The sequence below is a fragment of the Aerococcus sp. HMSC062A02 genome, assembly GCF_001809535.1.
In the GTDB taxonomy this organism is placed as follows: domain Bacteria; phylum Bacillota; class Bacilli; order Lactobacillales; family Aerococcaceae; genus Aerococcus.
Window position 1 is genome coordinate 1 of the sequence record NZ_KV797907.1, and the last position, 13,807, is coordinate 13,807.

Annotated in this window: 9 protein-coding genes and 1 CRISPR repeat array; of the genes, 3 read left to right on the forward strand and 6 right to left on the reverse strand. The window is 47.0% G+C overall.

The features are described 5' to 3' along the window. Positions 1-241: 241 nt before the first annotated feature. Positions 242-1,747, reverse strand: a complete 1,506-nt coding sequence (locus HMPREF2626_RS00120; RefSeq protein WP_070616421.1) for an ABC transporter substrate-binding protein/permease — start codon at positions 1,745-1,747, stop codon at positions 242-244. 416 nt (positions 1,748-2,163) lie between these two features. Between HMPREF2626_RS00120 and HMPREF2626_RS00125 the strand changes: the two genes are divergently transcribed. Beyond that, positions 2,164-3,645, forward strand: coding sequence for an aldehyde dehydrogenase family protein (locus HMPREF2626_RS00125; protein WP_070616423.1), 1,482 nt, complete (start codon positions 2,164-2,166; stop codon positions 3,643-3,645). A gap of 135 nt (positions 3,646-3,780) precedes the next feature. Further along, a complete protein-coding gene (gene rihC / locus HMPREF2626_RS00130; protein WP_070616425.1) occupies positions 3,781-4,698 on the forward strand; it encodes a ribonucleoside hydrolase RihC in 918 nt (305 codons plus the stop codon). Positions 4,699-4,761: 63 nt separating this feature from the next. Here rihC and HMPREF2626_RS00135 read toward each other — a convergent pair whose 3' ends face one another. From HMPREF2626_RS00135 to HMPREF2626_RS00145, 3 genes are all read right to left on the reverse strand, one after another. After that, positions 4,762-6,522, reverse strand: a complete 1,761-nt coding sequence (locus tag HMPREF2626_RS00135; protein ID WP_070616427.1) for a hypothetical protein — start codon at positions 6,520-6,522, stop codon at positions 4,762-4,764. Further along, positions 6,512-7,585, reverse strand: a complete 1,074-nt coding sequence (locus tag HMPREF2626_RS00140; protein WP_070616429.1) for a bifunctional glycosyltransferase family 2/GtrA family protein — start codon at positions 7,583-7,585, stop codon at positions 6,512-6,514. The genes HMPREF2626_RS00135 and HMPREF2626_RS00140 overlap by 11 nt, the downstream gene beginning before the upstream one ends. Before the next feature lie 82 nt (positions 7,586-7,667). Continuing rightward, entirely contained in the window at positions 7,668-10,220 is a 2,553-nt protein-coding gene (locus HMPREF2626_RS00145) for a YfhO family protein (protein ID WP_070616431.1), read from the reverse strand. A 138-nt stretch (positions 10,221-10,358) separates the two neighbouring features. Here HMPREF2626_RS00145 and HMPREF2626_RS00150 point away from each other — a divergent pair, with 138 nt between their 5' ends. Next, positions 10,359-10,742 (forward strand): GtrA family protein, encoded by a 384-nt coding sequence (locus tag HMPREF2626_RS00150; RefSeq protein ID WP_070616433.1) that lies wholly within the window; start codon positions 10,359-10,361, stop codon positions 10,740-10,742. Between the two features lie 125 nt (positions 10,743-10,867). Then, positions 10,868-12,055: direct repeats of the CRISPR family, unit length 28 nt; unit sequence CTTCTTCCCGCACATGCGGGGGTGATCC. A gap of 136 nt (positions 12,056-12,191) precedes the next feature. Here HMPREF2626_RS00150 and HMPREF2626_RS00155 read toward each other — a convergent pair. Continuing rightward, complete coding sequence (locus HMPREF2626_RS00155; protein ID WP_083294258.1) at positions 12,192-12,524, reverse strand: hypothetical protein; 333 nt, start codon at positions 12,522-12,524, stop codon at positions 12,192-12,194. A gap of 28 nt (positions 12,525-12,552) precedes the next feature. Then, positions 12,553-13,800: an aminopeptidase gene (locus HMPREF2626_RS00160; protein ID WP_070616435.1), complete on the reverse strand. Its 1,248-nt coding sequence runs from the start codon at positions 13,798-13,800 to the stop codon at positions 12,553-12,555. Positions 13,801-13,807 lie beyond the last annotated feature (7 nt).

A 13,807-nucleotide genomic window follows, 5' to 3' on the forward strand; every position in this document is an offset into this window, starting at 1 on the left:
CCGAACCCGACTACAAAGGGTGTGAGGGAGCGCGTTCAGCATCCTTTCACTGGAGCAAGTCACCAAAGCAGTCTGAAAGACTGCGGCGGAGACTTGTGAAGTGGAGAAGCTTCTGCCTCTGCAAGCCCGACTAAGGGTGTGAAGGCTAGCGTTTAATTTCCCCAGTTTAATGGATAAATACACAATATAAAAAGCGTCTCCAACTGATTTTTGCTTGGAGACGCTTTTTAAGGCCTAACATTTAATATTTGGCTTGCATTTTCTTCTCATAGTAATTGAGGAGCTTGCTAAGGGCAAAGGTGAGGATAAAGTAGACCAGCATGGAGATGAAGAGAGGGATGATCCCTTGGTAGGTTTGGCTGGTGACGGCCCGAGTTTGAAAGGTCAGTTCAGCTACACCGATGGTTGATACAATGGAAGATTCCTTGATCAAGGTAATGAATTCATTGCCGAGTGACGGCCAGATTGCCCGCAAGGATTGGGGGAAGATGACCTTTTTCATAGTGGTACCATAGCTTAGGCCGAGGGAACGGGCGGCTTCCATTTGCCCCTTGGGAACCGATTGGAGTCCACCACGAATGATTTCGCAGATATAAGCCCCCGAGTTGAGGGAGACGGCAATCAGACCAGCTGCTAAAGGCCCAATGCCTAAGAGGCCGCCGATCCCTAAGAAGATAAAGAGAACTTGAATCATCAGCGGCGTCCCCCGGAGGAATTCGACATAGGCAGTTGCCAGCGAATTCATGAGTGCCAAGTTTGAAAGCCGCATCAGGGCAAGTATGGAACCCAAAATCAGACCACAGATAATCGCAACAGCTGAGATTAAGAGGGTGAGCTTGATACCATCCCAGTAGAAAGGCCAGTAAGATAACCAGTTAATGGATTCTCCTTCAATGAGGAGAGGAGCCAGTTCATCCGTCCATTTCTCCACTAAGTTTTGGTCTTTGACTTCGGCGACGCTTTGGTTGATGGCTTTTTGCAGGCTAGGCTGTCTTTCAGGAATGACGACCGCCTTGCCATCCTTTTCCCCACTCGGTAAGCCGGCGTCTACGTAAGAGATATCGGCTTGGGCATTGGCATGGCTGTAGGCAACGAGCTCATCAACTAGGATGCCGTCAATCTGCTTAGTGGTCAGGGCACCGAGCAGGTCAGGCACCCGTTGCATGGTCAGCATCTTAGCTTGGGGCATGAACTCTTTGGCTAGGTCCTCTTGGTAGGTCGCTTGTTGGACACCAATCGTCATTTGATCGGTGAAGCTATCCTTGTCCTTAATCTTTCCTTCGTCTTCTTTGCGGAACATGATAGCTTGCCGGTCATTCTCATAAGGGTCTGAGAAGTCCACCGACTTGTCCCGTTCTTCCGTATAGGTCATCCCTGAGATGATCATATCAATATTGCCAGCCTCGAGCGAGGACATGAGGCTGGTAAATTCCATGTTCACCACTTCGAGTTTGACACCCAAGTCTTCGGCAATCTTCTCGCCGAGGGAGACATCGACCCCGACTGTCTTATTCTGGCCATTCTCCCGGGTCAGAAATTCAAAGGGGGGATAGTGGGGGTTGACGCCCATCCGGATGACCCCGCGCTCCTTGATTTCTTTGAGCAGTTGGTCATCTCCAACAGTGCTGGTTTGCGTTTGGCTGGCTTGAACCGGACTCGCTTTTGGGCCAAAGACCGGAGCCATTAAAATTAAGAGCGCTAGACAGGCTTTAAGGCTCCATTTGAGCCAATGACTTCTTTCCTTCATTATTCCTTCCTCCTAACAAATTAAAAAAATCCGCCTCTCAAAAAAGAGGCGGAGCTAATCCACGGTACCACTCTATTGACCAAGCCAGGGCCTGGTCAGCTTAAACAGATAACGCTCTGAGGCGGGCCCTTTATCTTATGAGCCAATAATTTCAGGCGCGTTCACTCTTCTTAAGGACAGGACTTCCACCAACTCCTGCTCGCTTGAACCTTTAAAAGACTTACTCTCCCTAAAATGATAAAATAATTAGAATATTTATATTTTTTAATATTATAGGGGCTGATTTCTAATTTGTCAATCCCAACTGGCAAGAAATTGGGGGATAATTTTCGACTAAGCATTAAGATTGAAAAGAAAGCGTTTCTATTTTATACTAAACTTAGCTTGTTACTTAAATTTGAAGATGGAGGTAGCCAATGGAAATTAAAGATTTAAACTTAGAAAAAGATTATAGTTTACTCATTAATGGCGAATGGACGAAGGGGGCAGGCTCGGATCGGATCGATGTGATCAGTCCTGCTAACGGAGAACACCTTGCGACAATCACGGATGCAGTCAATGAAGACGTTGACCGTGCGGTAGAGGCTGCCCAAGAAGCCTTCAAGACCTGGGGGCAAACAGATGTTAAAGAACGGGCATCTATCTTAAACCAAATTGCGGATTTAATTGATGAAAATGCTGAGCGTTTAGCCCTGATTGAAACCCTGGATAATGGGAAACCAATCCGTGAAACCTCTGGCGCTGATATCCCACTTGCAGCTGACCACTTCCGTTACTTTGCTTCAGTTATCCGGAGCGAAGAAGACCAAGTGAAATTCCTGACCCATGACACCATGTCAATGATTATCCGCGAACCAATTGGGGTTGTTGGTCAAATTATTCCTTGGAACTTCCCCTTCCTGATGGCTGCTTGGAAACTAGCCCCTGCCTTAGCTTCAGGTTGTGTGGTCGTCATCAAACCGGCTTCTGATACCTCGCTCAGCTTACTAGAATTAGCCAAGTTAATTAATCCGATCTTGCCTAAGGGTGTCTTAAATGTTATTACAGGCCGTGGCTCTAAGGCTGGTGACTATCTCAAACACCACAAGGGCTTGGATAAATTAGCCTTCACAGGGTCAACAGCTGTTGGTCGCGATATCGGGATTGCAGCAGCAGAAAACCTCATTCCAGCCACCCTTGAACTCGGCGGGAAATCTGCGAATATCTTCTTTGAGGACATGGATATGGAACAAGCCTTGGAAGGAGCTCAATTGGGTATCCTCTTCAATCAGGGTGAAGTTTGCTCAGCAGGGTCACGGATTCTTGTCCAAGAAAGCATTTACGACGAATTTATTGAACGCTTGGTTGAAGAGTTCAAACAAGTTAAGATTGGTCTGCCATGGGACAAGGAAACTCAACTCGGTGCCCAAGCTAATCCTTCCCAACACAAGAAAGTCGATGAGTATGTTCAAATCGGTCTAGATGAGGGGGCAGAACTCTTAACCGGCGGCCGGGCTGTGACTTCTGGTGACTTAGACAAGGGTTACTACTATGAACCAACCCTCTTACTGGCTAAGAATGACATGCGGGTTGCTCAAGAAGAAATCTTCGGGCCAGTTGCTACAGTCATTAAATTTAAGGATGTAGATGAAGCTATCCAAATTGCCAACGAATCAGATTATGGTTTAGGGGGCGGGGTCTTCACTACTAACCTGAATACTGCCTTCAAGGTAGCTCGCGGTGTCCGGACCGGTCGGGTTTGGATTAACACCTACAACTCCTTTGAAGCAGGAGCGCCATTCGGTGGCTACAAGGATTCCGGCATTGGTCGTGAAACCCATAAGATGATTCTCAATGCCTATACCCAAGCTAAGAATATCTATGTTAACCTGGGACAAGGACGGACCGGCATGTTTTAGAAAATAATTTAAAACTAATAAAGCAAGAAGCAGCTAAACTTTATTCGGAGTTCGGCTGCTTTTTATAGGCTAATGGTGAAAGCGCTTCTATTTTGGGTTATAATGGGACTGAAATAAGTTAAGAGGAGGTTTATCATGGTAAAACATGTGATTTTTGATACAGATCCGGGTATTGATGATGCCATTGCCTTGTCAATTTTGCTCAATGCTGAGGATATTGAGGTGGACCTGATTACAACGGTTGGTGGTAATGTTGCTTGGGAGAAGACAGCTCGTAATGCCCTGAAGTTGGTTCACTTCTTTGACCGGCAGATTCCTGTTGCAGCTGGAAATAAAGGACCATTACTGACTGCCTTTACTGATGCTTCTGAAGTGCACGGGGAATCGGGGATGGACGGTTACGACTTCCCTGAGGTAAGCATGGATGAGCTAGTAGAGGGACATGCGGTCCTGGCCATGCGTGATTGCTTATTGGCAGCTGAAGACCCTGTGACCATTGTGGCAGTGGGGCCCCAAACCAATATGGCCTTGCTTTTGACGATGTTTCCAGAAGTTCGCGAAAAAATTGCGGAATTGATTATCATGGGTGGTTCTTTCACCCGAGGGAACAAGCATGTCATGGATGAATTCAACATTGGGACCGATCCTGAAGCGGCTCAAATTGTCTTCAATGCGCCGATCAAAAAGACTATGGTTGGCTTAGACATTGGCTATATCGCAACTATTGGGGCAGCAGAAGCCGAAGAATTAGCCCAGGTCAATGAAACCGGTCGGATGGTTTATGGCATGCTCAAAGCCTACCGGTCGCAAGAACGGGATGGCGAGTTGGCCATGTATGACCCAACCGCAGTGGCTTACCTGCTTCAACCGGATATGTTTAAGACCGTAGACTGTAATGTGGAAGTGGAACTAGGAAGTTCGCTAACCTACGGACAAACTGTGGTAGATTTGGACCATAAGACGGACCGCCCCGTGAACTGTACGGTCCCTACCTGGATTGACCGGGACCGCTTCAAAGCTTGGTTCAAGGACAGTATCCGGGCTTGCCGCTAGGGAATGCATAGATAAGTAAAAAGCATCTGCCTTTTTCTGAAGAAGTGGCAGATGCTTTTTCTCTTAGGAGCCTTGGCGGGCTTGAATGAGTACTTGACGGTCGTAGACTTGGGCTTGGGGACGGAAACCGTAGACCTTGGTGAATTTTTCGTCAAAATGATCAAGGTCCCTAAGATAGATGACGGCTTCTGGTTCCTCGAGCATTTGGATGAAGCTGGCTTCTTGGTTGGGATAGTCATAGGGCCGGCTAATTCCTGTTTGATCGCAATAGAGATAGTAGGAGGTCATCAACTGTAAATAGGTGGTGTCCTGTCGACTATCGACTAGGAGGTAGTCGCCCTCGTGATAGCGGGTTCCTTGGCCGACTACAGCAACTGTGTCCGATACAAGCTGGTCATCTAAGTTATAGATTTCTGTGAGCTTGTGCCCATGACTTACAAGGGCTAATAAAACTAGGATTAAACCCAGGCTTTTTGTGACAGGTTTGGCAAAAAGCTGGGGCTCTTGGTACCATGTCGTTAGGGCGCTGAAGCAGAGGAGGCCATAGAGGAAGCAAAGGATAGTTCCCATATAGCGATGGATACTGGCTAGGCGCATGGCTTCGGCTAGGGGCATAGAGAAGAGGTACATGGCATAGAGGCTGGCGATATAAAAGATGAGAATCGCCAGCATAAGGCCTATTATCCGTTGCGTGGGCCTCCGCCTCAACCAGCCAAGCAAGAGACCCAAGACGCAGAGGGCCAGGAAGAGATAGAGGGTTTGGTTGCTGGCGACTTCGGTCTTTAAGAAATAATGGAGGAAGCGGCTTGTAATGGCCTGGATATCAGCTACGCTCTTCTCTCCAAGGATCTTTTCATAGGCTGCTAAATTAACACTGTGCTTACTGACTTGGTTGAAGGTCTGGCTCACATAATGGTTCCATAAGCCGAGATGGAGGAAGGGGCAGAGACTGGTAAGGAGTCCAACTTTAAAGCAGGCCCGGTGCCTTGTCCAAACGAGGTAAGCATAGTAGAGGATAATGACAATCACAAAGAAGATGCCGCTATTTTTAATCAGGATAAGAAAACTGGTCATCGCTGCAGTAATCAGGCTCATTTGACCGAAATATTGGCGGTGGCGGTAAAGGCTGGTCACAGCAGCCAAGGCCACTAGGGGTAGGAGGAAGTCGACCAAGAGGGAGGTGTATAGGATGTGTCCAGCACCTTGGTCCAAGGCATTCAAAAGGGCAATAAAAACTAGAGCTATACTGCTCGCAAGACCCTGTTTTTTCTGAGAAGCACTCGCCAGGCCGACCAGGGGCCAAACGCAGGCAAAATTGATCAAGTTTTGGCCGATGAGCATGAGGTCGTCACGGAGCGGGAGACTTTGCATCCAGTAGCCCAAGTAGAGGGCGCTGCCAGGCGGATAGGAGGTGAAGCTCATGAACTGGTCCCCATTTTGAACTAGGCGACCTTCTAAAGTAATAAATTTAACAATCCGTGCCCAGTGAGAGAAATTATCATAATGGGTAAAATGCGTTCCGACTAGGGCAAGGCTATAAATAAGAAAAAGCCCCCAAAAGATAAGTTGTGGGGCCTGGCGCCTCGGCCAAGTGATGGTTGGCTGGCGGAGATACTGGATCAGGTGGACCAGTAAAGTCAGGCAGCCAAGGATGGTGACCAGGTAGAAACCAAGGCTTAGCGCCTGGCAGAGGGCAAAGAGGAAGAACAGGCAGGTCTCCAAACTAATGGTTAAAATCAGCGTGCTTTCAAGGGCGAAGCCTGCCCAGCGTTTTAAACTGAGGCAGATCCCCACAGTCGCTAGGATAAAGAAACTAAAGGCCATTCACGTCCTCCTTTGTAGGGAAAATAAAGTGTTTTTGGATGTGGTAATTAAGGATAAAGAGGAAAGCGTCCACAAAGAGCTTAATTAGTGTTGCTGGAAGGGCGGGGAGCCAGTGGTTAAATGCTGTCACTAGTAGACTAGACGACAGCATTTGGACAATGACGAGGAGGCCGTACTTGAGCAGGCTCTGTCTTGAATTGGCTTTGAAAACGACGAGTCGGTTCATCAAATAATTAGCCAGGGCGGAGATACAGCGGGCAATGACGGTCGCTGTTGTGATGGCGGTGAAGTCCTGGTGCCCGATAACAGCTAAACAGAGTGCAAAGCAAGCTAGGTCAATTACAAAGGAGACCAGGGAAGCCGCAATATATTTCAAGAAAATAGAATAGATGGCAAAGGAATCCCGGAGCACCTTGAAGTGGGAGGAGGCGTTGTCGTCCAGATAAATGGTTGAAATGCCCACCTCGATAATTGGAATCTGGTGTTTCTTGGCAAAGAGAATCATATTCATTTCATATTCGAAGCGGTCGCCTTCCACGTCGAGTAGTGGCTCAAAATACTGGCTGGGAATGACCCGGAGGCCGGTTTGGGTATCCTCTAAATTCATCCCTGTTAAAAAGCGGAGCAGTTTGCGGGTCATAATATTACCAAATTTGCTTCTTAAGGGCACGTCTTCACCAAAGTGACGGGCGCCAAAGATAAAGGCTTCCGGGTGCTTTTGGGCCTCTTCTAGGCAAGCCATCATATCCTCAAAGGTGTGTTGACCATCTGAATCAATCGTCACTGCGGAAGAGATTTGACTCTGCTCATCCAACAAGTAACGAAAGGCCGTCTTAAGGGCCCGACCTTTTCCATAATTTTGCTCATGTTTTAAAACTTTAAGACGAGGATAGTCCTTGAGCTGGTCAAAGTAGTTGTCATAGGAGGCGTCGCTTCCATCATTGACAACGACAATAAAGAGTTGGCTATCGTGGCCTTGGCGAATATTTTTGACCAAGTCTAGTAAACGTTGGTCCGGATCAAGTGAGGGAATGATAATGGCTTGCTCGTGAGCACTTACCATGAATAAATCTCCTTCCATAAATACGTTAAGCTTGTTCTATTATACAATGAATAACTGGGATGAGTTAGTCATTTGATGTTTATTAATTTTTATTTTTCCCATGTAGGGTTTTCAAGAAGATTAGGAAGCTGACTAGGCTGCTGATGCCAGCTAAGATAAGGCCTCTCGGGATAAAAATCAACTGGACTAGCTTGGAACCTGCCGGCAGGCCGACTCCCAAGAAGTAATGGGCTTCCCGGTGGACTGGCGTATAGCGGCCGTCGACAAAGGCATGCCAACCTTTATCGAAGGGAATACTGAGAAAGAGACGGGAGGCATCGTCTGAGTTTTTCCTTCGCCCTCGGATGGTAGTGGGCGAAAAGGCTTCAATTTCTAGTGCTCGACCTTGAGCAAGTTGGGCCATGGCTGCTGTGCTTTGCCGGCTAGAGAGATAAAAGTCAGGCTTAGGATCTGCAATTATATCATCGTTGAAGCTAACGGTGATGTCTACGCTGGCCGTTTTCTGGTCATAAGTGTGGAGGGTATGATTTTTCTTATCTAGGTTGATGTGGCTAAAGGCTTGGTCATGATAAATTTTCAGGCCTTGACCAGACTGACCTTTGAATTGGTAGTTCACCATTTGGTCAGGGGTCTTGGTGATTTGGTAGTGGATCTTGCCCGGTTTATGGGAATCAATTTGGGAGTAGTTGACTTGGCCGTTTGCTTCAACAGCGTGTACATTCTCCAAATGAACAGTCACTTGTCTAGCTGCTAAGGGTTGATAGTAGTCCCTAATTCCAGTGGTATAGGCAAAAAGTTCATTTTGAAAAGCAAAGGGTTGGCTTTGGTTATGAAAAGTTTTTCGCCAATCGATTTCGTAAGCGAGGGGGAAGGCTTGAGGATTTTTATAGATAAGGACTTGGTCCAGTTCTTCTCCCTGACCTAGACTGGGCAAGGGGTAGTCGCTGAGTAGGTAACGTAAGCCCATCCACTGATTAGCTGCCAAAGTTGACCCGTAAGCAAAACGGGCCCAATTGCCATTGTCATGGAAGCCAAGCTTACCCATGAGCTCGATGACCTCGGCTGTCTCATTAGAACTATAGTGGGAAAGGCCGGGATAGTTGAGCAAGAGGGGATCGTTGTTAGCATAGTGTCGGTTCTTTTCTAGACGGTAAAAGCCGGTGTCTTGGGACTGAAGCTGCTGAATAGGTTCTTGATAGCGTGAAACGAACTGGCTAAAATCCTGGGCGTCTTGGTAGGCCATTTTATTGAGTGTGTAATAGCCATTGCTGAAAACCTCATAAGCAACGAGCAGGACCAGCCCGAAACTGAAGAATAACTGACCTGGTCGGTAGCGCAGCCAAGCTTGACCTAAGAGAAGGCCTAGCCCTATTCCTAGGCAGATCAGGCTTGTTAAGATATCGCTTGACTCTAGATATGCGTAGCTCTGGCGGCTAATAAGAAGCCCAAGTCCAAGAAGGATGGCTAAGCTAGCGACATAGCGTCGCCAAGAAAAGTTGCTCGCTTTAATTTCTTCAGCTGCCATTAGGACTATAAGACCAGTGAAGAGAAAGCTATAGCGGAAGGGAAACCAGGTGGGCTCATTGAAACCATGCCAGATTAAGTTTAGATTGAAATATTTCATGGATAGGTAGAGGCTAAAGAGTAGAAGCCCCCCTCTGGCTTTTTTAGAGCGGGCAATGCTTGGGTTGAATAGCCCAGCTACACTGACTAAAAGAATGAGGCTAGCTACAAAAACATTGGCCAAGCCAGACTTGGTATCGCCAGCTTGGAAAGCTCCGATAAAGAACTTGCTAGCGAAGTCTAAAAAAGAAAACTGACTATGAAAATCGATCAGTTGGCTAGGGTCTAGACCTGCTTTACCTCCTTGAAGGGAGAAAAAACTTGGGATAAGTGTCAGACAGGATAAACCGCCAGCTAGGAGAGAAGCTGATAAGAAAGCTTTAAAGCGGACCTTGGCTTCCTGCCAGCTTCCGGAGAAAGCAAAATCGCTCAAAAGTCGACAAATAAAATACAAGAGAGAAAAAAGGCAGAGCATGGCCCCCATATAATAGTTGTTAAGGATGGCTAGGGCCAAAATCAGAGTATAAAAGTGCCACCTGCCTTGGCTGAACAAACGGTCTAGCCCATCAATTAATAGAGGGAAAAGGATGCAAGCCTCGAGCCACATAATATTCTGTTGGTAGACGATGAGGTAGCCCGACAGACCGTAAGCTAATCCCAAGGCAATGGCAGCCCAAGTTTGGAGTTTGCGCTTCGCCATCAGCCAAGTCATCGAGGCGCTAGCTGTCGCCATCTTTAAGCTTGTAATAAGAGTGATTGCCAGGGGAAAGGCCTTGAGCGGAAAGAGGAGGAAGAGGAGGTTGAATGGACTGAGCAGATAGTAGTTAGTCAGCCCAATCATGTTGCCGGACATGGTCTTAGAGAAAGAATAAAGAAAGCTATCCTGCCCCAATAAGGCATTCTTCAAATAGGAAAAATAAGCAATATATTGACCATTCATATCCGTCACCAGGAGAGATTTATCACCAAAAGGCGTGATACCTAGACGATAGTAAATCGCAAGTTGAATGGTCAAAGCCAAAGTAAAACTTAGGCTGAGAGCTCTATGCTTTTTGAAAAAAGAAATAATCATGAAAATTCTGCCTCCAACTTAGTCTATAAGCTTAAGTATAGCAAAATTTCCTTTAAGACTTTGCTAAATGTCATAAGAGATCAGCAAGGATATGCTAAAATAACTTTATTGTAAAAGTTTGAGAAAAGAGGATCTAACGTGCAAAAAATTATCCAACAAATCATTCGCTTTGGCTTGATCGGTGTCCTTGCCACAGTGATCGACTTCGCCCTATTAACGGGCCTTACTGAATGGGGCCATGTCCACTACTTGCTGTCAGCGGGGATTGCCTTTGTTGTCGCTACGATTTTTAATTATCTTGCCAGCATGCGCTATGTTTTTGTGAGTCGTTTTTCTAAGGAAGAGCGGGTCCAGGAATTGCTCTTGTTTGTCAGTCTGTCAGTGGTAGGCCTGATCCTCAACCAGTTCTTTATGTGGGCCTTCGTTGAAAAACTCGGCATCTTTTACCTCCTAGCCAAAGTCCTAGCTACCTTCCTTGTGATGGCGTGGAACTTTATCTCAAGAAAATTATGGATTGAATAAGGCATGAGGTTATCACTGGTTAAAGTGACTAAGATGGCTTATAGTAACTATGGGGGATTTTTTAAAGTGAACGAAAATGGCCGAGGGATCAAAAAAGAAGCCTGATTTGATGGGCTTTCTTTAGTCTTCTTCCCGCACATGCGGGGGTGATCCTATCAAAATTGAAAAGGAAGTCGCAAAAGAGCACTTCTTCCCGCACATGCGGGGGTGATCCTGGCCCAACTATTAGCTAATTGTTGTTGTAACACTTCTTCCCGCACATGCGGGGGTGATCCTGATAAAGACAGATTATAAGCCAGAAGCAGGAGACTTCTTCCCGCACATGCGGGGGTGATCCTGGTTTTGACTAGCGGCTTAATGGCTTCCTCATCTTCTTCCCGCACATGCGGGGGTGATCCCTTTAGGGACGTTTGGACAACCAACAAACCTTACTTCTTCCCGCACATGCGGGGGTGATCCCAGGAACGAACCGTGACAGTAGCCGAAATGCAACTTCTTCCCGCACATGCGGGGGTGATCCTTCCTCAATTTCTGTTAAAATTTCAACGCTTGTCTTCTTCCCGCACATGCGGGGGTGATCCCAGACTATAGCTCAGTGGGAAGCATACAGGGTGCTTCTTCCCGCACATGCGGGGGTGATCCTTAGCTTGTAGCGGCGTTTTAGCGCCTTCTCATCTTCTTCCCGCACATGCGGGGGTGATCCTTAAAGATTTTAGGAGTCACATCGTTATGACCACTTCTTCCCGCACATGCGGGGGTGATCCTGAAGTCCTCATCGATGGTGTGGTTTACGTCAACTTCTTCCCGCACATGCGGGGGTGATCCTCCACCGTGACAAAAGATGGGACATACAATTCCCTTCTTCCCGCACATGCGGGGGTGATCCTGAATAATTTTTTAACCCTGGTGGTGCTTTTGGCTTCTTCCCGCACATGCGGGGGTGATCCTCAGATGACACCTAGTGAGTCGACCTATGCGGCCTTCTTCCCGCACATGCGGGGGTGATCCCTGCTTATCTCTACCACCTTAAAACCTGCGAGCCTTCTTCCCGCACATGCGGGGGTGATCCTCTCATCGATATTGCAACCATCCACGACGAGGACTTCTTCCCGCACATGCGGGGGTGATCCCATCACGGTTGATGTCCCACTCGCCGGTCCCCTCTTCTTCCCGCACATGCGGGGGTGATCCCATACGTTCACGCTGAATCTTCTTCCACTGCATCTTCTTCCCGCACATGCGGGGGTGATCCTGGAACAAAAATTACCTGAATTAAAAGGAACCCCTTCTTCCCGCACATGCGGGGGTGATCCTGGACAGTGAAGGCCTAACGATAACGAATACCTCTTCTTTCCGCATACGCGGTACACGCAAACTTAAAGCAAGACAAAAAGAAAAAGCCAGAAAGAATATTTCTTCCTGGCTTATGTTCATTATAGGCTAGATTATTTAAGGTGCCTTGCTTTCTAGATCAGAAATTCGTTGTTCGAGCGATGAGATTTCTTCATGCATACTTGAGATTTCCTCGGTCATTTCATCGATGGTATTAGGGGGAATTTCTTCTTGGCGTGGATTGTTTTCGATAACGAGCCAAGCAATAAAGAAGATGGCAGTCACTGCAAGAATGACATAGATCCAATTGAGTTTGGGTGAGCCGTGGTCTAATTGCTCGAGGGCTTCATCGACGGTCAGGTTCTCCAAACGTTTCCGTTCACGTTCACTGAGATTTTCCAAATCCTTTAAGCGATAATATAATTTTTGGCGTTTCGCTTTTTTAGTCATTTTTGTCCATCCTTTTTACTAGCCTTGATTATACTGAGAAGGCCCATTCACCTTGCTTAAAGATAGGGACTTCTTCGCCGTTTGCGCGGATGCCGTAAATATCCATAGCTTCGGAACCAATCATGAAGTCGACATGGACATTTGAGACATTTAAGCCAATAGCTTGAAGTTCTTCATCCGACATTCCTTCCGTATTTTTAACCGTGGTGGGGTAGGCTGCACCGATAGCTAAGTGGTTGGAAGCATTCTCATCAAATAAGGTGTTATAGAAGGTGAGATTGCTTAAGGAGATTGGGGACCGGTGAGGAACGAGGGCGACTTCGCCCAGACCACGCGCTCCATCGTTATTTTCAATCAGATCTTCGAGGATCTTTTGTCCTTGGTCAGCCGTAATTTGGCTAATTTGCCCATCTTCAAAATGGACTTCAATGCCTTTAATGGTAGTGTTGGCATAGGACAAGGGCTTGGTTGAACGCACATAGCCAGACATCCGACGCGTATCTGGGGCGGTAAAGATTTCTTCTGTCGGCATATTGGCGATAAAAGGTTTACCATCTTGACTGAGGCTTTCTGCAGAGGTCCAGATGTGGTTCTTAGGTAAACCCAGATAGAGGTCTGTCCCCGGAGCTAGGTAGTGGAGGCCGTCGAATTGTTGGTCGTTCATATAAGCCGCGCGTTTTTCTAAATTATCTTTGTGTTGGTCCCAAGCGGCTACGGGGTCGTCTTCATAGACCCGGCAAGCTTTAAAAATTTCGTGCCAGAGAGCGTCGACGCAACTTTCAGGATCATCCGCTAATTCGGGAAAGACATGGCGGGCCCAGCCGTAAGAAGCGGCTGCAGCAACTCCCCATTTGATGGCATTTTTCATGGTAGCTTCCCTGCGCGCTTTGAAGGCTAGGCTATTGGCTTTTTGAACTCGGTGAATTTTTTCATCAGGGATATCGTCTAGCAAGTTAGGGTCGCTGGAGATGACGGATAGGCGGCTAATTTTCTTATTTTCAATCAAGTCTTTATCGCGAGCGATGGTGTACTCTTCGATAGTGGTTAGATTTTCGCTGGCCACATATTGGTAGTCCATTTTTTTTATCGAGTCATCTTGCCAAGTGAAGTAAACGCGCTTGGCTCCTGCTTCATAGGCATGTTTGGCAAGTAGACGGGCCAGGGGAGCTTGGTCGATGTCAATATAAATCATGACATTCTCCTGACTTTCTACTTGAATACTTTTTTGGATAAGGAGTTGGGCATATTTATCGAGTAGTTCATTGAAATTCTCCATAAGGGCC

Excerpts from the sequence above, each read along its gene's own strand:
- HMPREF2626_RS00120 (WP_070616421.1), bottom strand. The coding sequence starts at position 1,747 with ATGAAGGAAAGAAGTCATTGGCTCAAATGGAGCCTTAAAGCCTGTCTA.
- HMPREF2626_RS00125 (WP_070616423.1), top strand. The coding sequence starts at position 2,164 with ATGGAAATTAAAGATTTAAACTTAGAAAAAGATTATAGTTTACTCATT.
- HMPREF2626_RS00135 (WP_070616427.1), bottom strand. The coding sequence starts at position 6,522 with ATGGCCTTTAGTTTCTTTATCCTAGCGACTGTGGGGATCTGCCTCAGT.
- HMPREF2626_RS00140 (WP_070616429.1), bottom strand. The coding sequence starts at position 7,585 with ATGGTAAGTGCTCACGAGCAAGCCATTATCATTCCCTCACTTGATCCG.
- HMPREF2626_RS00160 (WP_070616435.1), bottom strand. The coding sequence starts at position 13,800 with ATGGAGAATTTCAATGAACTACTCGATAAATATGCCCAACTCCTTATC.
- HMPREF2626_RS00145 (WP_070616431.1), bottom strand. The coding sequence starts at position 10,220 with ATGATTATTTCTTTTTTCAAAAAGCATAGAGCTCTCAGCCTAAGTTTT.
- HMPREF2626_RS00155 (WP_083294258.1), bottom strand. The coding sequence starts at position 12,524 with ATGACTAAAAAAGCGAAACGCCAAAAATTATATTATCGCTTAAAGGAT.
- rihC (WP_070616425.1), top strand. The coding sequence starts at position 3,781 with ATGGTAAAACATGTGATTTTTGATACAGATCCGGGTATTGATGATGCC.